The organism is Bacteroides sp. PHL 2737 (genome assembly GCF_004115325.2).
GTDB lineage: Bacteria > Bacteroidota > Bacteroidia > Bacteroidales > Bacteroidaceae > Bacteroides > Bacteroides hominis.
Genome location: NZ_CP040630.1, coordinates 4,243,754 through 4,264,509, shown reverse-complemented (window position 1 = coordinate 4,264,509; position 20,756 = coordinate 4,243,754). Strand labels below are relative to the sequence as shown.

The following is a 20,756-nucleotide window of genomic DNA, read 5'->3' as shown; positions in this document are numbered from 1 at the left end:
AGCTTTTAAGCATCCTTTTTTTTAGGTTTTAAATTCAATACAGATATGAAATCAAAAATGATTCTTTTTTTTGTAAGTTTTGTCATGTTGTTCAGCGCTTGCCGGAATGAAGATGAACCTACTCTTCCGGCGTATGGTTCGCGTACGGTTTTAATTTATATGATGGCGCAAAACTCTTTGTCTCCATTTGCCCGGCTGGATATGGAAGAAATGATAAAAGGAATGAAGCAGGTGGATGCAACGTCTAATAATCTGTTGGTTTATATCGATGACTATTCGGCTCCCCGTCTGGTTCGTTTGGGTAAAAACAGTAAAGGGCAGGTTGTGGAAGAAGTGGTTGCCAACTATCCGGAACAGAACTCAACGGATGTGGCTGTTATGAAAAAAGTCATTTCAACTGCTTTCAATACTTATAAGGCAGAGAGTTACGGTATGGGCTTCTGGTCGCATGGAGAAGGATGGATACCCTCGCCGGCCAAAACGCGCTGGTTCGGACAAGACGGCAATGATTATATGAATATAGACGATCTGCACGAAGCCTTACAGGTGGCTCCAAAGCTTGATTTCTTGCTCTTCGATGCCTGTTTCATGGAGTCGGTGGAAGTGGCTTATGCTTTACGTGACTGCGGTGACTATATGATCAGCTCACCTACTGAAATTCCCGGTGTAGGAGCTCCTTATGAAGACGTGGTTCCCGCTATGTTTACTGCCGGAAACCCGACCATGAAGATTGTCTCTGCTTATTATACCTACTATGAAAACAGGTATAACGACGGGGTAGGGCTGACTAATGAAAACTGGACCGGTGGGGTTTCGGTGGGAGTCGCAAAAATGAGTGAACTTGAAAATCTGGCAGCTGCCACAGCAAAGATACTTCCCAAATATGTGACGGGAAAGACTGATTTCGATCTTTCAGGGGTGATGTGTTATGACCGGAGATACCTGGCGTTATATCATGACCTCGATCAGTATATTTACAAGCTGACAGCCGGTAACAGCGATTATGATGCATGGAAGGCGGCTTTTGATAAGGTAATGGTTTACTGGAAGTCGACTCCGCGCAACTATTCGGCATACGTCGGCATGTTTACCATGGACTCAAAGGCGAAAGGGCTTTCCACTTATATTCCAATGACGAATAGGGAGTCTACCAATACGTCCTACCGGGATACGGGATGGTATAAGGCTTCCGGTTGGGCAGATACCGGTTGGTATAAATAAGCAATAAAAGTGAGGCTGTGTCGAAACTCACCACAGAGGACACAGAATAACACAGAGGCGATTTTAAGTTATTGATTATTAGTTAAAAGACTCTGTGCTACTCTGTGTTACTCCGTGGTGAAAAGAGTTTTGACACACTTTTTATGCATTGTGTCAGGTCGGCCACCTGCCACGGTTTTAGTACTTATGGGATGAATTCTCCTTTTGTGGTGATTTTCACTTTTACTTCCAGCTCTCCTTTTTCCAGTTCAACCAGATAGTATTCGCCTGTGGGAGTTTCAAAAAAGTCGGCTTCATCTACGTGATATCCGGCATATTGTGGTGAAGAGGCAATTGCATTGGTTACCTCAACCGGTAGTGCATTCCGGTGTACGTCCCAGGAAGTGTATGCCCATTGGTTGGAGCTGTTGAATACAACCTCTTTGCTGATATTGTTGTGGATAATATCGACTTCTGTCATTCCATGTTCCACTTCAATCTCCGCCAGGCGCGCATTCGGATACTTCTCTTTTATAAAGTTCTCGATGGCTGCGGGGACTTCCGCCGGAAGGTAATTTCCCGAATCATTGTCCGTGTCTGCAACGCTTTTAATCAGGATTCCTTCTGCCGAATAATACAGGTCGAACTCTTGTTTGCCGGATTCTACTTCGATGACATATACGGTTTCCATATCCAGACGTTCCAGCATATCTACATCATCTATTTTCCATTTTGCATATTCACTGCTTTCAAAAGCACTTTTTACCGCTGAGGGCAGAGCCTGATATGGAATGTCGGTTTCTGTCATTTGCCATGTTCCGTCCGGAGTAAACCAAGCAGAGGTTTCATAGTTTTGATGGCGGAAGTCAGCCACATAATAGTTACCTTTTGTTTCCCACTTTTCATTGCTGACTGTCGGGTACTTTGCGGTGAATGCGTTTTTCAGTTCTGCCGGTACATAAGACAGATCATCATCATCATCGTTATCACAGCTTTGTAATCCCAGGGCACCCAGTGCCAAAAGAAGAAAATACATTTTCAGTTTCATTTCTACTATACTTTTTTTAGTTGTCAATTCATGTTATGCGCATATTGTAATAAAGCGGAATTATACCCGTATATGTGCGTAACATCAGTTATCGATATCGATTAAGTTAAATTTAGAGTCGAATTTTAGTTCCCATCCGTTGGACAGTTTCACTTCATAATCCGCTTTATCACGTTCTATTTTCAGAATCTTCGCGTCCGCATAGTTGGTGGTTACGTACTTCTGGATAGGAGCGGGTATTATGCCCTGTGGCACTACACTGAATTTACAATTTACTTCAGTCCAGTTTCCTTTCTTGTCGAATTCCACTTTGTTGCCGTCGGTGAAAATGACGTCGTAGCTTTTCTGTAAGAAATCGCTTTCAACTTTGGCCATGGCAATGTTGTTGCCGGCAAAATGTTGTTTGATGAACTGCTGTGCCTTCTGCGGCATTTGGCTTACCTGGATAGGTTTATCATCGTCCGCTCTTGCGATGGTTTGCAGAGTGAACAGGCATACGAATAAAATAAGTAACTTTTTCATATTCATCCTTTTTTAATGGTTTTTACTGTTAGCAATTAATTTATATTGCAAAGATGAAGGTCGATTCTGAAAAGAATTGGGAATTCTCTCCATTTTGATACTTTTTTCTAAATAAAAGTTCGATTACTCTTGTTCATCCGGTTGAACTTATACTGTATATTTACACAACATTTAACGCTGAGCGGGAAATCCTTCTCGCAATAGATATGAAAAGATTTTGTACAGGCAGGTGTGCCGGGGAGTCGTATTCACCACAGATTACACGTGTTTGCGCAGATGAATGTCGCCGGTTCTCAGTGGATTAAATTCGTTCTGTGTTAATCTGCGTAATCTGTGGTGAAATTGTTCTTCCGTAATTCGAAACAGTGTTCATCTTTCTCAAAATAATACCTGAGTGTGAGATGCTGTAATTTGCAGATGGAGTCGGCTATGGCAAGTCCCAGTCCGGTCGAACCTTCCTTTTTGCTTCCCTGATAGAATCGTTCAAAGATATGGGTCGCATCCAGGGGACGGTCTGTGCCGCTATTCCTGAAGGTCATGCTATGGCCGGTTATTTCAATCCGGATATGTCCACCGTCTACGTTGTGTACAAACGCATTTTTGAGCAGGTTCGTTATCAGGGCGACTGCTAATGATTCATTCATTTCCGCCCGGAATATTCCCTGTTCATCTAACGTCAGCTCAATTTCCCGATAGCCGTATACTTCTTCATAATCTTCTATATATCGCTTGAGCATGCTGTTGAACTCCACCGTTTGGGTCTCGGAGAATTGTCCGTTATCTATTTTGGATAGTAACAGCAGTGATTTATTGAGCTTGGTGATATGCTCCAGGGTCTGGTGCGTTTTTATCAGCTCTTCCAACTGTGCTTCAGACAAGGAGTCGTCTTCCATCAGCATTTCCAGGCGATTCCGGCAGATGGCTAACGGCGTTTGCATTTCGTGTGAAGCATTGCCGATGAATTGCTTTTGTTGTTCAAAGATGTGCTCGCTTCGTTCCGCATTGCGGATGGCTGCTTCGTTCAGCTTCCTGAACTCCGTAATTTGCGTTTCATTCTTCAAAGGGCGATTGGGACGGCCTATCCTGTAGGCATCCAGCCAGCGCAGCAGATTGTAAAGTGGCTTCATGCTGCGGTGAAATATCCAGATGCAGACAATCAGGATGGTGAGCAGCAGGACGATGTACAGAAAAATAATCCATCCCAGCATGGCGTCTTTCAGGTCGTCCTTCTCGATCGTCGGTGTCGATACGGTAAGCTCGTAATATTGCCCTTCGTCATCTTTGAATAAGGTGGTCAGTATGCGTGCCGGTTCAGTCTCTTCCTTCTCCACAATATAAACCATGGAGTCTTTGTAGCAGATATCTTCGCGTTCGTCGGCATACTCTTTGCTTACTTTTCTAAGATAGTACTGATTGTTCGACCCATTGTTTTTCGAGGGCAGTTCTTCTCCGGCCAGGGCACGGATAATGATGGTTTCCGAGTAATCCTCCAGAGAGTCGTCTACTTCGTCGTTCACTTCATCTATCACGGCTATATAGAAAAATACAGCCCATGCCCCGAGAACAACTGTCAGCATGAGTGCGATGCGGATGATAATACGGTATATCAACTTCATGGAGGTAGGGTCTTTTTTTATTCAACAGTCATTTTGTAGCCGAATCCATATACAGCCTTAAGTTCTGCCAAGGCACCGGCATCTTTAAGTTTCTTTCTCAGATTCTTGATTTGCGCATAGATGAAATCAAAATTGTCTACTTGGTCGATATGATCTCCCCACACCGATTCGGCAAGTGTGTTTTTGTTTACCAGTCGTCCGGGACGGTTGGCAAAGTAGAGAAGAATATTATACTCTTTGCGGTTTAATTCTATTTCCTTGTCATCTACGAATACCTGGAATGTATCGGGAACGATACGTATGTTGGCCAGGCGTATGTCCATTTCTCCGTCGCGGCGCTGGCGTCGGATCACACTTTTGATGCGGGCATTTAATTCGGCCAGGTGAAAGGGTTTGGGCAGATAGTCGTCGGCACCCAGTTCCAGTCCCAGTACTTTATCGTCCAGGGAGTCTTTGGCCGAGATGATAATTACATTTTCCCGTTTATGCATCTTCTTCAGTTGCTCCAGCAGATTCAGCCCATTGCCGTCAGGCAACATAATGTCCAGCAAGACGCAGTCGTAATCGTAGTCCTCTATCTTGCGTAATCCCGACTGGAAGTCTGCGGCAGCTTCCACTACGTAGCGTTCTTTTTCGAGCGAACGCTGGATAAGTTCCCTCAGTGAGGGTTCGTCTTCGATTATTAATATTTTCATAGGGCTTTTTATTTCTACCTGCAAAGAAAAGGCTTATTTCTGAAATAAAACTGAAAAGAAAAGCTATTTTATTTTTCTATCTCAACAGAAGTGTCTAATTTTGTTTCCAATAAACAAAAATAACACGAGTATGAATCTCTAATACTATAATTTATCATGTTGACTCAAATTATCAATGGACGCATATTTACTCCGCAAGGTTGGTTGAACGAAGGTTCTGTGTTGATGAGAGATGGAAAAATTCTGGAAGTAACTAATTGCGACCTGGCGCTGATCGGTGCCAATCTGGTGGATGCCAGAGGAATGTATATTGTTCCCGGCTTTGTTTGTATGCATGCCCATGGTGGGGGAGGACACGATTTTACGGAATGTACCGAAGAGGCTTTCCGTACGGCGATAGCTGCACACATGAAGCACGGTGCCACCAGTTTTTTCCCGACACTTTCTTCTTCTCCGTTCTCCGAAATACGCAAAGCTGTAGATATATGCGAAAAACTGATGGCCGAATCCGATAGCCCGATACTCGGCTTGCATGTGGAAGGCCCTTACCTGAACCGTAAGATGGCGGGAGAACAGTTTGCAAACCAAGTGAAAGAAGTCGATGTGGCAGAATACACCTCTTTGCTTGAAAGCACCGATTGCATCAAGCGTTGGGATGCCTCTCCCGAACTGCCCGGAGCACTTGACTTTGCACGTTATCTGAAGTCGAAGGGCATTGTAGGAGCTGTTTCGCATACGGAAGCCGAATATGATGGCATAAAGGAAGCATACGAGGCAGGATTTACACATGCTGCGCACTTCTACAATGCAATGCCGGGCTTTCATAAGCGTCGCGAATATAAATACGAGGGAACGGTTGAGAGTGTCTACCTGACCGATGGCATGACTATCGAGCTGATTGCTGACGGCATTCATTTGCCTTCCACTATTTTGAAACTGGCTTATAAGCTGAAGGGAGTGGAGCATACTTGCCTGGTGACCGACGCACTTTCATATGCGGCTGCTGAAGGCAAGGCAATTGACGATCCCCGTATTATTATAGAAGACGGTGTGTGCAAGCTTGCCGACCGTTCGGCCTTGGCAGGTAGTATTGCTACCATGGATCAGTTGGTGCGTACAATGGTGAAGGCTGATATTCCCCTGGCAGATGCCATACGTATGGCTTCTGAGACTCCTGCCCGTATTATGGGAGTTTATGACCGTAAAGGATCTCTCCAGAAGGATAAAGATGCGGATATTCTGATCCTGGATCGTGATCTGAACGTCAAGGCGGTATGGGCTATGGGGCAGTTGGTGAAGGAGTCGTAAATAGTTCACTACGGATTATACAAATTTACTGTTGCCCTCTTATGCCGGTTATTTGTAAGAAGGGCTTTCAATAGAAATTGTTAGTGTCGTTACTATTCTTATTCTATTCTTATAAATGGAAGGGGAGGAGGATAAGAATAGTAACGACTTACTTTTATCTGTGGTTCAATTACCGTTAATTTTCAACTTCGTCTCTTCTTAGATCGGTATATTTCCTTATTCTCTCTTTTTCTCTGATCACCTCTCAATTTCCTGAAAAACGCCCCTATAGCCTCCTTATACGGCCATCCTTTTACTTTTAAAACCAAGCCCCCTTTATCTTTAAAATCAACGCTTCCTTGGTTTTAAACCAACGAGCCTTTGGTTTAAAAGGTAGGCTTCTCCCGTTTCCGTCCCAAATTTTGCTTGTGAAAATATTGTATAATTAGGCTTTCCGGATCGCAAATGTGTTCTTCCGAATTGCATTGGCACTTGCTTTAATTGCACCTATACCTGCTCTGATTGCACCCATATCTGCTTTGATCGCAACTATACTTACTTCAATCGTAACTATCCTTTTCGGTCCGCCACTTATCCCTTTTCCCGGTAAACATTCCCTTGTCTCTCTATTGTCTTCATCTTCAATCTTTTTCTTCCTTTCGTTTCTTCTCTTCCTATTACCTGATTTAACAGGATGTTAAATCAAGGCTTTTGTCTCCAAATAACAAGTCTTTTCGAAGCAAAAGCCTTGTTATTTCCATCCCTGAAATAAATGTTTCCCCAACCGCATTAACAATGTTAACGCAGGATTCCGTTCAATTCCCGTCTGATTCTTGTTTGATCCTTGTCTGATTACTGTTTGACTCCTGCTCAATTTCCATTCAATCCCCGTCTGATTCCTGTTTTAATTTCCGTCCAATCCTCGTCTGATTCCCACCGACTTTTCAGTTTAATCCCTGTTTGACTCCCATCTGACTCCCATCTGATTCCCGTTCACTCTCCATTCAGTCCCTGTCCAATTCCAGTTTCATCCCCTCCAATTTTCCTCCAATTCCCTATTTTTCTCCGCAATTCCACCCCAAAACACTCGTTCTCCTCCCTTTCGTAGCAAATATCCTTTCCGTCCTCTCCGGAAAACTTCCCCTTTATATAATATAATAATGTGTCATTTTCCTTCTTTTCCTTTCCGTTCCCCATAATCCTGTTTTAAAACCTACCTCTCCTTCAGCCCTTTACATCTGAATTTATATTTTTATGAAAAAAACTTCCTTATATATTTGCCTTGTATTGGTAAATCGCGTACTTTTGCACCCGCTTTCCAAGAGAGGGAGAGCCGATTGAAATTGACATGTTGCAAGTGCGTATTGATTGCCTTAACGGATCACCAAAATAATCTCCTTTTTCTTTGGAGTTTAATATTAAAATTCGTTATCTTTGCAGTCCGATTCGCGATAAAAGGCGTTTATTCCGGTGCCTTTCCCTTTCGCTAAGAGAGTCGGAGAACAGACCGGAAAAACATTTAAAAAAAACCTCCAAAAACATTTGGCGTTTTAAAATAAACCTTTTACCTTTGCACCCGCTTTTGAAACGAAGCGCAATCGAAAAGAAGAGTTCTTTGAAAAATTGATAAACAATACAAGTAGTACAAGTAAAATTTAGAACCGTCAATACCTATTATATAGGTATATGAAAAAATGACCGTCAATAAATTTTCGACATCCTGAACAGAGCTAATATTGTCCCTTATTGGGATATATAACAATACTTTTACAATGAAGAGTTTGATCCTGGCTCAGGATGAACGCTAGCTACAGGCTTAACACATGCAAGTCGAGGGGCATCAGGAAGAAAGCTTGCTTTCTTTGCTGGCGACCGGCGCACGGGTGAGTAACACGTATCCAACCTGCCCTTTACTCGGGGATAGCCTTTCGAAAGAAAGATTAATACCCGATGGGATAATCATTCCGCATGGTTTGATTATTAAAGGATTCCGGTAAAGGATGGGGATGCGTTCCATTAGGTTGTTGGTGAGGTAACGGCCCACCAAGCCTTCGATGGATAGGGGTTCTGAGAGGAAGGTCCCCCACATTGGAACTGAGACACGGTCCAAACTCCTACGGGAGGCAGCAGTGAGGAATATTGGTCAATGGGCGCGAGCCTGAACCAGCCAAGTAGCGTGAAGGATGACTGCCCTATGGGTTGTAAACTTCTTTTATATTAGAATAAAGTGCAGTATGTATACTGTTTTGTATGTATAATATGAATAAGGATCGGCTAACTCCGTGCCAGCAGCCGCGGTAATACGGAGGATCCGAGCGTTATCCGGATTTATTGGGTTTAAAGGGAGCGTAGGTGGACTGGTAAGTCAGTTGTGAAAGTTTGCGGCTCAACCGTAAAATTGCAGTTGATACTGTCAGTCTTGAGTACAGTAGAGGTGGGCGGAATTCGTGGTGTAGCGGTGAAATGCTTAGATATCACGAAGAACTCCGATTGCGAAGGCAGCTCACTGGACTGCAACTGACACTGATGCTCGAAAGTGTGGGTATCAAACAGGATTAGATACCCTGGTAGTCCACACAGTAAACGATGAATACTCGCTGTTTGCGATATACAGTAAGCGGCCAAGCGAAAGCATTAAGTATTCCACCTGGGGAGTACGCCGGCAACGGTGAAACTCAAAGGAATTGACGGGGGCCCGCACAAGCGGAGGAACATGTGGTTTAATTCGATGATACGCGAGGAACCTTACCCGGGCTTAAATTGCAGTGGAATGATGTGGAAACATGTCAGTGAGCAATCACCACTGTGAAGGTGCTGCATGGTTGTCGTCAGCTCGTGCCGTGAGGTGTCGGCTTAAGTGCCATAACGAGCGCAACCCTTATCTTCAGTTACTAACAGGTCATGCTGAGGACTCTGGAGAGACTGCCGTCGTAAGATGTGAGGAAGGTGGGGATGACGTCAAATCAGCACGGCCCTTACGTCCGGGGCTACACACGTGTTACAATGGGGGGTACAGAAGGCAGCTACCTGGTGACAGGATGCTAATCCCAAAAGCCTCTCTCAGTTCGGATCGAAGTCTGCAACCCGACTTCGTGAAGCTGGATTCGCTAGTAATCGCGCATCAGCCACGGCGCGGTGAATACGTTCCCGGGCCTTGTACACACCGCCCGTCAAGCCATGGGAGCCGGGGGTACCTGAAGTACGTAACCGCAAGGAGCGTCCTAGGGTAAAACTGGTGACTGGGGCTAAGTCGTAACAAGGTAGCCGTACCGGAAGGTGCGGCTGGAACACCTCCTTTCTGGAGCGATGTTGGAAACGACGTTCATCGGTTCTAAAATTGTACTACTGGTACTTGTTTATTTATAGAATATAGATCGACCGTCTATAGCAATATAGATAGAGATAAACAAGAGAAAAACAGAAGCCGAGTCTAAAGACAGGACACGGTTGAATTGTCGAGCAAGAGAGAGCAGAAGCGATGCTTGCATCGATTATGCCGAACGCAGCCGACAATGCCGATAGGAACTCAGTCCTATAGCTCAGTTGGTTAGAGCGCTACACTGATAATGTAGAGGTCGGCAGTTCAACTCTGCCTGGGACTACCAAGACGAGATTGATATCTTGTATGATTGGGGGATTAGCTCAGCTGGCTAGAGCATCTGCCTTGCACGCAGAGGGTCAACGGTTCGAATCCGTTATTCTCCACCATTGATACGCTGGCAACACAAGTTGCCGAATGTTATCATACGATCTTTGACATGATGTACAAAAAAAAGTAAATTTAGTAAGAGCTAAAAGTATATATCGAACCATTTGGTTCAGATCCTTTTTAAGAAAAGGAGATGAACCTGGCGATAAAAGAAAGTAAATAAGGGCGCATGGCGGATGCCTTGGCTCTCGGAGGCGATGAAGGACGTGATAAGCTGCGATAAGCTTCGGGTAGGTGCAAATAACCTTTGATCCGAAGATTTCCGAATGGGACAACCCGGCATTCTGAAGGAATGTCATCCAACCAAGTTGGAGGCTAACGCAGGGAACTGAAACATCTTAGTACCTGCAGGAAAAGAAAATAAATAATGATTCCCCTAGTAGTGGCGAGCGAACGGGGAATAGCCCAAACCACCCGTGTTACGGCATGTGTGGGGTTGTAGGACCACGCTCTCGCAAGAAAGTTATTGAGAAGAAGCGGCTGGAAAGCCGCGCCATAGACGGTGATAGCCCGGTATTCTAAGGTAACTGAAGCGTAGTGGTATCCTGAGTAGCGCGGAGCACGAGGAATTCTGCGTGAACCAGCCGGGACCATCCGGTAAGGCTAAATACTCCCGAGAGACCGATAGCGAACCAGTACTGTGAAGGAAAGGTGAAAAGCACTTCGAATAGAAGAGTGAAATAGTCCCTGAAACCATGCGCCTACAAGCGGTCGGAGCAGCGTAAGTTGTGACGGCGTGCCTTTTGCATAATGAACCTACGAGTTACTTTTTCCGGCAAGGTTAAGCATCTTGAGATGTGGATCCGAAGCGAAAGCGAGTCTGAACAGGGCGGATAGTCGGAAGGAGTAGACGCGAAACCAAGTGATCTACCCTTGGGCAGGTTGAAGGTTAGGTAACACTAACTGGAGGACCGAACCGATAAGCGTTGAAAAGCTTCCGGATGACCTGAGGGTGGGGGTGAAAGGCTAATCAAACTTGGAGATAGCTCGTACTCCCCGAAATGCATTTAGGTGCAGCCTTGAGAATTACTAATGTGAGGTAGAGCGACTGATAAGATGCGAGGGCTTCACCGCCTATCAAGTCTTGATAAACTCCGAATGCGCATTAGTTCGATCTCAGGAGTGAGGGCATGGGTGCTAAGGTCCATGTCCTAAAGGAGAAGAATCCAGACCATCAGCTAAGGTCCCCAAATAAACACTAAGTTGAACTAACGAAGTCAGATTGCTAAGACAGCTAGGATGTTGGCTTGGAAGCAGCCATTCATTTAAAGAGTGCGTAACAGCTCACTAGTCGAGGAGTTTGGCGTGGATAATAATCGGGCATTAAGTGTTTTACCGAAGCTATGGGATACGTAAGTATCGGTAGGGGAGCATTCCACTCTGCGTTGAAGGCTAAGCGTGAGCTTTACTGGAGCGTGTGGAAAAGCAAATGTAGGTATAAGTAACGATAAAGGGGGTGAGAAACCCCCTCGCCGCAAGACTAAGGTTTCCTGATCAACGCTAATCGGATCAGGGTTAGTCGGGTCCTAAGGCTCAGCCGAACGGTGATGCCGATGGCAGAACAGGTTAATATTCCTGTACTAGCATTAAGAGTGACGTGGAGACGGAGGAGTGACAACGCCGCGGACTGACGGAATAGTCCGTTAAAGGGTGTAGATGTTGATTATCCCAGGCAAATCCGGGATAAGAGTCGAACCTGACAGTATACCAATTTCCTCGGAAAACGGTAATAGTGCGTGTAAACATACTCCCAAGAAAATCCGCTAAACTTAATCTTAATGGTACCCGTACCGCAAACGGACACACGTAGTCGGGTTGAATATACTCAGGCGCTTGAGTGAATCACGGTTAAGGAACTAGGCAAATTGACCCTGTAACTTCGGGATAAAGGGTCCCTACCCGGTGACGGGAGGGCGCAGAGAATAGGTCCAGGCAACTGTTTAACAAAAACACAGGGCTGTGCAAAATTGAAAGATCACGTATACAGCCTGACACCTGCCCGGTGCTGGAAGGTTAAGAGGAGATGTCATCGCAAGAGAAGCATTGAATTGAAGCCCCAGTAAACGGCGGCCGTAACTATAACGGTCCTAAGGTAGCGAAATTCCTTGTCGGGTAAGTTCCGACCTGCACGAATGGTGTAATGATCTGGACACTGTCTCAACCGTGAGCTCAGTGAAATTGTAGTATCGGTGAAGATGCCGATTACCCGCGATGGGACGAAAAGACCCCGTGAACCTTTACTATAGCTTAACATTGAATTTGGGTAATTGATGTGTAGGATAGGCCGGAGACTTTGAAGCAGGTACGCCAGTATTTGTGGAGTCGCTGTTGAAATACGGCCCTTTGATTATTTGAGTTCTAACTCGCATTTGCGAGGACACTGTTTGGTGGGTAGTTTGACTGGGGTGGTCGCCTCCAAAAGTGTAACGGAGGCTTCTAAAGGTGCCCTCACGCCGATTGGTAACCGGCGGCAGAGTGTAATGGCATAAGGGCGCTTGACTGGGAGACTTACAAGTCGATCAGGTAGGAAACTAGAGCATAGTGATCCGGTGTTTCCGTATGGAAGGGACATCGCTCAAAGGATAAAAGGTACTCCGGGGATAACAGGCTGATCCCTCCCAAGAGCTCATATCGACGGAGGGGTTTGGCACCTCGATGTCGGCTCGTCACATCCTGGGGCTGGAGAAGGTCCCAAGGGTTGGGCTGTTCGCCCATTAAAGTGGCACGCGAGCTGGGTTCAGAACGTCGTGAGACAGTTCGGTCTCTATCTATCGTGGGCGCATGAAATTTGCGTGGCTCTGACACTAGTACGAGAGGACCGTGTTGGACTGACCTCTGGTTTACCGGTTGTGCCGCCAGGTGCATTGCCGGGTATCTAAGTCGGGATTGGATAAGTGCTGAAAGCATCTAAGTACGAAGCCAGCCACAAGATTAGATTTCTTTTAGGGTCGTTGTAGACTACAACGTTGATAGGACGCAGGTGTACAGGTGGTAACATCACAGCCGAGCGTTACTAATTGCCCGATGACTTTCTTTTATTGTCTTTTATGGTTTATATATCCGTTTAGCTTTACTATTTAGATAATAGACAGCTAAGTTTACTTTTGTACATTATGTCTACCTTATTTAGGTGACTATAGCATCAGGGTTCCACCTCTTCCCATTCCGAACAGAGAAGTTAAGCCTGATCACGCCGATGGTACTGCGTAACAGTGGGAGAGTAGGTAGTCGCCGTTTTTTTCAGAGAGTTCATCCCCTCGGGTCAGAAGACACGAGGGGATGACTTGTTTTTGGGTATAAGCAATATCTCCTGATAATCTTTTTATCGGCTTCATCCCATATACTCCTGACTCAATCTTCATTTTTCCGGTTTTATCATAATTCAATGTTTGATGTATTATCAGACTGTTTATCTTTGCCATCATCTGAAAAGATGAAACGGGAAGATAAATGTGTCGGGATCGTCATAACCTTTACTTTTGGACGCTTCTTTTCGCGATTACGAACAGTTTTCTTCCTCTTTTCTCTTTTTTTATCAGATTGAATTTTGTACTTTTGGCGAGAATCTGATGAGAAACACTTAGATATTATAATATAAACTTCTAAATAGTCCGTGAATATGGAAAACAAAATTCAAGAGTTGACCGATAAGATTTATCGCGAAGGCGTCGAAAAAGGTAATGAAGAAGCCCGCCGTCTTATTGCGAATGCTCAGGAAGAAGCTAAAAAAATCGTTGAAGATGCCCATAAAGAAGCTGAATCAATTATTGCCACCTCTCGTAAATCTGCCGATGAACTGACAGAGAATACCAAATCAGAGTTGAAACTGTTTGCCGGTCAGGCAGTAAATGCGTTGAAATCAGAAATAGCCACTATGGTAACTGATAAAATTGTGACCGCACCGGTAAAGGAGTTTGCACAGAATAAAGATTTTCTGAGTGCTTTTATCGTAGCTCTGGCTTCCAAATGGAGCGTAGACGAGCCGATTATCATCTCAACTTCTGATGCGGAATCTTTGAGAAAGTATTTTGCGGCCAATGCTAAAGCATTGTTAGATAAAGGTGTTACCATAGAACAAGTGAATGGTATTAAGGCATTGTTTTCTGTATCTCCTGCAGACGGTTCATATAAAGTGAATTTCGGAGAAGAGGAATTTATGAATTACTTTAAAGCATTCCTGCGTCCTCAGTTGGTAGAAATGTTATTCTAAAGGGATGCGTTATGAGTAAATATTATTACTTGGTAGCCGGTTTGCCGGAACTCACACTTGAGGACAGTAAGCTGAGCTATACAGTAGCTGATTTTAAAACGGAAATTTACACGGGCTTGTCAGCTTCAGATCAAAAATTAATTGATCTGTTTTATTTGAAGTTTGATAATGCCAATGTACTGAAGCTTCTGAAAGATAAGGAAGCCGCCATTGATACCCGGGGAAATTTCTCCGCGGAGGAACTTGCTGAATATATCTCTGTTCTTAAAGAAGGAGGAGAAATCAGTACTAAAGAATTTCCTGCATATCTTGCTACTTTCATTTCCGACTATTTCAATACTCCGGCAGACAATGCTGTTTTACTGGAAGATCATCTGGCTGCACTTTATTATGATTATGCAATGAAATGCGGAAATAAGTTTGTGGCTTCCTGGTTCGAATTCAATCTTACAATTAACAATATCCTTGTGGCATTGACCGCTCGGAAGTATAAATGGGATGTTGCCCGCAATATAGTGGGTGATACGGAAATATGTGAGGCTTTGCGAACTTCCGGAGCCCGTGATTTCGGACTTTCCGGTGAAGTGGATTTTCTGGATCAGTTAGTGAAAATCAGTGAAATAACAGAACTGGTAGAACGCGAGAAGAAGTTGGATGCTTTACGGTGGAACTGGATGGAGGAAGCTATTTTCTTTAACTATTTTACCATCGAACGTATTTTTGCTTTCTTATTGGAACTGGAAATGATTGAACGTTGGATCTCTTTGGATAAGGAAAGAGGAAATCAACTGTTCCGCAGTATCATAGAGTCACTGAAGAATGAAGTGCAGATTCCCGCAGAATTCAGGTAATCCTGCCAAACTCGGATAAATAAATTAAAAAAATATATGGCAACAAAAGGAACTGTTAGTGGCGTTATTGCCAACATGGTGACCCTCGTCGTTGATGGACCGGTAGCTCAAAATGAGATTTGTTATATCTCAACCGGTGGCGATAAATTAATGGCGGAGGTGATTAAGGTCGTAGGTACACATGTATATGTTCAGGTGTTCGAAAGCACTCGTGGATTGAAAGTGGGGGCCGAAGCCGAATTTACCGGACACATGCTTGAGGTGACCTTAGGTCCCGGTATGTTATCGAAGAATTACGATGGTCTGCAAAACGACCTTGATAAGATGGATGGCGTATTCCTGAAGAGAGGACAATATACCTATCCGTTGGATAAAGAAAGTGTGTGGCATTTTGTTCCCCTTGTCAATGTAGGGGATAAAGTGGAAGCATCTGCCTGGTTAGGACAGGTGGATGAAAACTTCCAGCCATTGAAGATCATGGTACCTTTCACGCAGAAAGGTGTTTGCACGGTGAAATCGATTGTACCTGAAGGCGATTATAAGATTGAAGACGTAATTGCTGTTTTGGCAGACGAAGAGGGAAACAACGTTGAAGTGAATATGATTCAAAAGTGGCCGGTAAAAAGGGCTATGACGAATTATAAAGAAAAACCGCGTCCGTTTAAATTGCTTGAAACCGGTGTACGTGTGATTGACACTGTCAATCCGATAGTAGAGGGGGGGACAGGATTTATTCCCGGTCCGTTCGGTACAGGTAAAACCGTACTTCAGCATGCTATCTCTAAACAGGCAGAGGCCGATATTGTGATCATTGCCGCCTGCGGTGAACGTGCGAACGAGGTTGTGGAAATATTTACTGAGTTCCCAGAACTGGTGGACCCACATACGGGACGTAAACTGATGGAGCGTACCATTATTATTGCCAATACTTCGAACATGCCGGTAGCGGCCCGTGAAGCTTCTGTGTATACGGCTATGACGATTGCCGAATATTATCGTGCGATGGGATTGAAGATCCTGTTGATGGCAGACTCTACTTCCCGTTGGGCACAGGCATTGCGTGAGATGTCGAACCGTATGGAAGAGTTGCCCGGACCGGATGCATTCCCGATGGACTTGTCCTCAATCATTTCTAACTTCTACGGTCGTGCAGGTTATGTAAAACTGAATAACGGTGAGAGTGGTTCTATTACCTTTATCGGTACGGTATCTCCGGCCGGAGGTAACCTGAAGGAACCTGTGACTGAAAATACTAAAAAGGTAGCTCGTTGTTTCTATGCGCTGGAGCAGGATCGTGCCGATAAGAAGCGCTATCCGGCTGTGAATCCGATCGACTCTTATTCTAAATATATCGAATATCCTGAATTTGAGGCATACATTGCCGAACACATCAATGACGAATGGATCGGTAAAGTGAATGAGATCAAAACGCGTTTGCAGCGTGGTAAGGAAATTGCCGAGCAGATCAACATCTTGGGTGATGACGGTGTGCCGGTAGAATATCATGTCATTTTCTGGAAGTCGGAGTTGATTGATTTCGTTATATTGCAACAGGATGCATTCGATGAAATTGACGCCGTTACTCCGATGGAGCGCCAGGAAGCTATCTTGAACATGGTGATAGACATCTGTCATACGGAATTTGAGTTTGACAACTTTAATGAGGTTATGGACTACTTCAAGAAGATGATTAACATCTGCAAGCAAATGAACTATTCAAAGTTCAAATCGGAACAATATGAAGGTTTCCAGAAGCAATTGAAGGAGTTGGTTGCCGAGAGAAGTGTCAAATAGTGGATTGTAACTAAATTGTAAATAATAACATGGCTACAAAAGCATTTCAAAAAATATATACTAAGATTACTCAGATTACCAAAGCTACCTGCTCGCTGAAAGCTACAGGGGTAGGTTATGATGAGTTGGCCACTGTGAATGGTAAACTGGCTCAGGTTGTAAAGATAGCCGGTGACGAAGTGACTTTGCAGGTGTTTGAGGGTACGGAAGGTATCCCGACCAATGCCGAAGTGGTATTTCTGGGTAAATCGCCTACGCTGAAAGTAAGCGAGCAACTGGCCGGACGTTTTTTCAACGCCTTTGGTGATCCTATCGACGGAGGACCGGAGATTGAAGGACAGGAAGTCGAGATCGGAGGCCCTTCTGTGAATCCGGTACGCCGTAAACAACCTTCAGAACTGATTGCAACCGGTATTGCCGGTATCGACTTGAATAATACCCTGGTTTCCGGTCAGAAGATTCCTTTCTTCGCCGATCCGGACCAACCGTTTAACCAAGTGATGGCGAACGTAGCATTGCGTGCGGAAACAGATAAAATCATTCTGGGAGGTATGGGTATGACAAACGATGACTACCTGTATTTTAAGAATGTATTCTCCAATGCCGGTGCGCTCGACCGTATCGTCAGTTTCGTGAATACCACGGAGAACCCTCCGGTAGAACGTTTGCTGGTACCGGATATGGCTTTGACTGCGGCTGAATATTTCGCAGTACAACACAATCAGAAAGTATTGGTTCTACTGACCGATATGACTTCGTATGCCGATGCTTTGGCTATTGTGTCGAACCGTATGGATCAGATTCCTTCGAAAGACTCTATGCCGGGCTCTCTTTATTCGGACCTTGCTAAAATCTACGAAAAAGCGGTACAGTTCCCCGATGGTGGTTCCATCACAATTATTGCTGTGACTACGTTGTCCGGCGGTGATATCACGCATGCCGTACCCGATAACACCGGTTATATCACCGAAGGACAGTTGTTCCTGCGTCGTGATAGCGATATTGGTAAGGTTATTGTCGATCCGTTCCGTTCATTGTCCCGTCTGAAACAGTTGGTAACCGGTAAGAAGACCCGTAAGGACCATCCACAGGTGATGAATGCTGCGGTACGTCTGTATGCCGATGCCGCTAACGCCAAGACGAAGTTGGAGAATGGTTTTGACCTGACCAATTATGACGAACGTACTTTAGCTTTTGCCAAGGACTACTCCAATCAGTTGCTTGCCATCGACGTCAATCTGGATACGACAGAAATGCTGGATGTGGCATGGGGATTGTTCGGCAAATATTTCCGTCCGGAAGAAGTGAATATCAAGAAGGAACTGGTAGATCAGTATTGGAAAAAATAGTAAATAAACGAGATGGCTATAAAGTTTCAATATAACAAAACCTCCCTTCAGCAGCTTGAGAAGCAACTGAAAGTGCGGGTGCGTACCCTCCCGATTATTAAAAATAAGGAGAGTGCCCTTCGCATGGAAGTGAAGCGCTGTAAAAGCGAAGCTGCCGATCTGGAGGAAAGGCTGGAAAAACAAATCCAGGCTTATGAAGCCATGTTCGCACTTTGGAATGAGTTTGACACCTCATTGATAAAAGTAAATGATGTTCATCTTGGTATCAAAAAAATAGCCGGTGTAAGGGTGCCTTTACTCGAGAATGTAGATTTCGAGATTCGTCCGTACAGCCTGTTTAATGCTCCCAAATGGTATGCCGATGGTATACATTTGCTTAAGGAGTTGGCGCATACCGCTATAGAGCGTGAGTTCACGCTGGCCAAGCTGGGCTTGTTAGAACATGCGAGGAAAAAGACCACTCAGAAAGTTAATCTTTTTGAGAAGGTACAGATACCTGGTTATCAGGATGCTTTGCGTAAGATAAAACGCTTCATGGAAGATGAGGAGAATTTGTCTAAGTCGTCGCAAAAGATTTTGAAATCACAGCAAGAAAAAAGGAAGGAGGCAGAGGCATGATTACAAAAATGAAGAAACTCACATTCCTGGTTTATCATAAGGAGTACGAAGCTTTTCTGAACAGTCTTCGGGAACTCGGAGTCGTTCATATTGTGGAGAAACAGCAGGGAGCGGCTGAGAATGCCGAGTTACAGGATAACATCCGTCTTTCTGCCCGTCTTGCCGCCGCATTGAAATTGTTACAGAACCAGAAACATGGGAAAGATGCGGTCATTGCAACCCATGGAGGCAGTGCTGAACGTGGCCTACAGGTGCTTGACGAAATAGATGCTCTGCAAACCGAGCATAGTAAACTGTTGCAACAGCAGCAAATCTGCGGAAAGGAAAAAGATGCCTTGGAAGCCTGGGGAGATTTTGAACCGGGAGGCATACAGCGGTTGAAAGATGCCGGTTATGTGGTCGGATTCTATACTTGTCCCGAAGGTAACTACAAAGAAGAATGGGAAGCGGAATATAATGCAATGGTTATTTGCCGTATTTCTTCAAAGGTCTTTTTCGTCACCGTGACCAAAGACGGAGAAGAAGTCGATCTGGATGTAGAGCAAGCTAAACTGCCGTCGCAGTCATTGGCGCAACTTGAAATGCAGTATACCAATACCGGGATTGCACTTGAAGAGAATGAAAAGAAGTTGGTTGCTTTGTCTGAAACCGACATACCTTCGCTGAAGGAGGCTTTGAGACAGGTGCAGACTGAAATAGAATTCTCAAAGGTCGTTTTAAGTACGGAGCAGACTGCCGGTGATAAATTGATGTTGCTTGAAGGATGGGCTCCTGCTGCCAGTAAGGTTGAAATCGAAGCCTATCTGAATGACGCGCATGTTTATTACGAGATCACAGACCCGACACCGGAAGACAATGTTCCGATTGAACTGAACAACAAAGGCTTCTTTGCCTGGTTTGAGCCGATTTGCAAATTGTACATGTTGCCGAAATATAACGAACTGGACCTGACGCCGTTCTTTGCTCCGTTCTTTATGATCTTTTTCGGACTTTGCCTGGGAGATTCCGGATATGGCTTGTTCCTGTTTGTGGGGGCTACCGCTTACCGTTTGCTGGCAAAGAAACTGAGTCCGTCGGCCAAATCGATCATCTCTCTGATTCAGATACTGGCTACTTCCACTTTCTTCTGCGGATTGCTGACCGGAACCTTCTTCGGTGCCAATATTTACGACCTGCCCTGGCCGTTCATCCAGCGCCTGAAGAGTGCAGTCTTTATGGATAATAATGACATGTTCCAGCTCTCACTGATTTTGGGTGCGGTGCAGATTCTGTTCGGTATGGTATTGAAGGCTGTCAATCAGACCATCCAGTTTGGCTTCAAATACGCCATTGCGACGATCGGGTGGATCATTCTTCTGTTATCGTTGGCTTTTTCGGCGCTGTTGCCGAAAGTGATGCCGATGGGAAGTACCGTACATCTGATCATTATGGGCATTGCCGGTATTATGATTTTCCTGTTCAACAGTCCCGGAAAGAATATCTTTCTTAATATCGGACTGGGTTTATGGGATTCTTATAACATGGCAACGGGGCTGTTGGGTGACGTTCTTTCATACGTGCGTTTATTCGCTCTGGGATTGTCAGGAGGAATTCTTGCCGGAGTATTCAACAGTCTGGCAGTAGGCATGAGTCCGGACAATGTGATTGCCGGTCCCATTGTGATGGTGCTGATATTCGTTATCGGACATGCCATCAATATCTTTATGAATGTGCTCGGAGCCATGGTTCACCCCATGCGTCTGACTTTCGTGGAGTTTTTCAAGAATTCCGGTTACGAAGGCGGCGGCAAGGAGTACAAACCATTCAGAAAATAGAGAAATAAAAAGAAAAATAGTAGAATAATAAATTAAAAAATAA

At 44.7% G+C, this 20,756-nt stretch carries 13 protein-coding genes, 2 tRNA genes and 3 rRNA genes; 13 read left to right on the top strand and 5 right to left on the bottom strand.

Features of this window, described 5'->3' with window-relative positions; genetic code table 11:
* Positions 1-45 precede the first annotated feature (45 nt).
* Positions 46-1,221, top strand: a complete 1,176-nt coding sequence (locus DBK98_RS17635) for a clostripain-related cysteine peptidase (protein ID WP_005806771.1) — start codon at positions 46-48, stop codon at positions 1,219-1,221.
* A 184-nt stretch (positions 1,222-1,405) separates the two neighbouring features.
* On the opposite strand, the gene DBK98_RS17630 is transcribed toward DBK98_RS17635, so the two are convergent.
* The 4 genes from DBK98_RS17630 to DBK98_RS17615 form a co-directional block, all read right to left on the bottom strand.
* Complete coding sequence (locus DBK98_RS17630; protein ID WP_032536084.1) at positions 1,406-2,248, bottom strand: PepSY-like domain-containing protein; 843 nt, start codon at positions 2,246-2,248, stop codon at positions 1,406-1,408.
* 84 nt (positions 2,249-2,332) lie between these two features.
* A complete protein-coding gene (locus DBK98_RS17625) occupies positions 2,333-2,770 on the bottom strand; it encodes a PepSY-like domain-containing protein (RefSeq protein WP_005806767.1) in 438 nt (145 codons plus the stop codon).
* A 317-nt stretch (positions 2,771-3,087) separates the two neighbouring features.
* Positions 3,088-4,386, bottom strand: a complete 1,299-nt coding sequence (locus DBK98_RS17620; protein WP_022012485.1) for a HAMP domain-containing sensor histidine kinase — start codon at positions 4,384-4,386, stop codon at positions 3,088-3,090.
* Positions 4,387-4,403: 17 nt separating this feature from the next.
* Positions 4,404-5,081 (bottom strand): response regulator transcription factor, encoded by a 678-nt coding sequence (locus tag DBK98_RS17615; protein WP_032536082.1) that lies wholly within the window; start codon positions 5,079-5,081, stop codon positions 4,404-4,406.
* A 156-nt stretch (positions 5,082-5,237) separates the two neighbouring features.
* Here DBK98_RS17615 and nagA point away from each other — a divergent pair, with 156 nt between their 5' ends.
* On the top strand, positions 5,238-6,389 hold the full coding sequence (nagA, locus tag DBK98_RS17610) for an N-acetylglucosamine-6-phosphate deacetylase (RefSeq protein WP_005779792.1): 1,152 nt from the start codon (positions 5,238-5,240) through the stop codon (positions 6,387-6,389).
* A 972-nt stretch (positions 6,390-7,361) separates the two neighbouring features.
* Here the strand turns inward: nagA and DBK98_RS17605 are convergent.
* The gene (locus DBK98_RS17605; RefSeq protein ID WP_032536081.1) at positions 7,362-7,565 is read right to left on the bottom strand and encodes a hypothetical protein; all 204 of its coding nucleotides are present in this window, start codon (positions 7,563-7,565) and stop codon (positions 7,362-7,364) included.
* A 572-nt stretch (positions 7,566-8,137) separates the two neighbouring features.
* On the opposite strand from DBK98_RS17605, the gene DBK98_RS17600 reads away from it, so the two are divergent.
* The 11 genes from DBK98_RS17600 to DBK98_RS17550 all read left to right on the top strand — a co-directional run bounded on the left by DBK98_RS17600 (position 8,138) and on the right by DBK98_RS17550 (position 20,713).
* Positions 8,138-9,666 (top strand): 16S ribosomal RNA (locus DBK98_RS17600).
* A 230-nt stretch (positions 9,667-9,896) separates the two neighbouring features.
* A tRNA-Ile gene (locus DBK98_RS17595) sits at positions 9,897-9,973 on the top strand.
* A gap of 26 nt (positions 9,974-9,999) precedes the next feature.
* A tRNA-Ala gene (locus DBK98_RS17590) sits at positions 10,000-10,076 on the top strand.
* Positions 10,077-10,226: 150 nt separating this feature from the next.
* Positions 10,227-13,114: ribosomal RNA gene (locus DBK98_RS17585) — 23S ribosomal RNA — on the top strand.
* An 89-nt stretch (positions 13,115-13,203) separates the two neighbouring features.
* A 5S ribosomal RNA gene (gene rrf, locus DBK98_RS17580) occupies positions 13,204-13,314 on the top strand.
* The 16S, 23S and 5S rRNA genes sit together here with 2 tRNA genes alongside, the layout of an rRNA operon.
* A 382-nt stretch (positions 13,315-13,696) precedes the next feature.
* The gene (locus tag DBK98_RS17575) at positions 13,697-14,287 is read left to right on the top strand and encodes a V-type ATP synthase subunit E family protein (protein ID WP_005778476.1); all 591 of its coding nucleotides are present in this window, start codon (positions 13,697-13,699) and stop codon (positions 14,285-14,287) included.
* A gap of 11 nt (positions 14,288-14,298) precedes the next feature.
* Complete coding sequence (locus DBK98_RS17570; RefSeq protein WP_005778475.1) at positions 14,299-15,138, top strand: DUF2764 domain-containing protein; 840 nt, start codon at positions 14,299-14,301, stop codon at positions 15,136-15,138.
* A gap of 36 nt (positions 15,139-15,174) precedes the next feature.
* Positions 15,175-16,932, top strand: coding sequence for a V-type ATP synthase subunit A (locus tag DBK98_RS17565; RefSeq protein ID WP_032537017.1), 1,758 nt, complete (start codon positions 15,175-15,177; stop codon positions 16,930-16,932).
* Between the two features lie 29 nt (positions 16,933-16,961).
* On the top strand, positions 16,962-18,281 hold the full coding sequence (locus tag DBK98_RS17560) for a V-type ATP synthase subunit B (RefSeq protein ID WP_005778472.1): 1,320 nt from the start codon (positions 16,962-16,964) through the stop codon (positions 18,279-18,281).
* A gap of 12 nt (positions 18,282-18,293) precedes the next feature.
* A complete protein-coding gene (locus DBK98_RS17555; protein WP_005778470.1) occupies positions 18,294-18,899 on the top strand; it encodes a V-type ATP synthase subunit D in 606 nt (201 codons plus the stop codon).
* The gene (locus DBK98_RS17550) at positions 18,896-20,713 is read left to right on the top strand and encodes a V-type ATP synthase subunit I (RefSeq protein WP_005806756.1); all 1,818 of its coding nucleotides are present in this window, start codon (positions 18,896-18,898) and stop codon (positions 20,711-20,713) included. Before DBK98_RS17555 ends, DBK98_RS17550 begins: the two co-directional genes overlap by 4 nt.
* Positions 20,714-20,756: the final 43 nt, after the last annotated feature.

Coding starts and splice junctions, on each gene's coding strand:
- DBK98_RS17630 (WP_032536084.1), bottom strand. CDS start 2,248: ATGAAACTGAAAATGTATTTTCTTCTTTTGGCACTGGGTGCCCTGGGA.
- DBK98_RS17635 (WP_005806771.1), top strand. CDS start 46: ATGAAATCAAAAATGATTCTTTTTTTTGTAAGTTTTGTCATGTTGTTC.
- DBK98_RS17625 (WP_005806767.1), bottom strand. CDS start 2,770: ATGAAAAAGTTACTTATTTTATTCGTATGCCTGTTCACTCTGCAAACC.
- nagA (WP_005779792.1), top strand. CDS start 5,238: ATGTTGACTCAAATTATCAATGGACGCATATTTACTCCGCAAGGTTGG.
- DBK98_RS17620 (WP_022012485.1), bottom strand. CDS start 4,386: ATGAAGTTGATATACCGTATTATCATCCGCATCGCACTCATGCTGACA.
- DBK98_RS17565 (WP_032537017.1), top strand. CDS start 15,175: ATGGCAACAAAAGGAACTGTTAGTGGCGTTATTGCCAACATGGTGACC.
- DBK98_RS17560 (WP_005778472.1), top strand. CDS start 16,962: ATGGCTACAAAAGCATTTCAAAAAATATATACTAAGATTACTCAGATT.
- DBK98_RS17575 (WP_005778476.1), top strand. CDS start 13,697: ATGGAAAACAAAATTCAAGAGTTGACCGATAAGATTTATCGCGAAGGC.
- DBK98_RS17605 (WP_032536081.1), bottom strand. CDS start 7,565: ATGGGGAACGGAAAGGAAAAGAAGGAAAATGACACATTATTATATTAT.
- DBK98_RS17570 (WP_005778475.1), top strand. CDS start 14,299: ATGAGTAAATATTATTACTTGGTAGCCGGTTTGCCGGAACTCACACTT.
- DBK98_RS17550 (WP_005806756.1), top strand. CDS start 18,896: ATGATTACAAAAATGAAGAAACTCACATTCCTGGTTTATCATAAGGAG.
- DBK98_RS17555 (WP_005778470.1), top strand. CDS start 18,294: ATGGCTATAAAGTTTCAATATAACAAAACCTCCCTTCAGCAGCTTGAG.
- DBK98_RS17615 (WP_032536082.1), bottom strand. CDS start 5,081: ATGAAAATATTAATAATCGAAGACGAACCCTCACTGAGGGAACTTATC.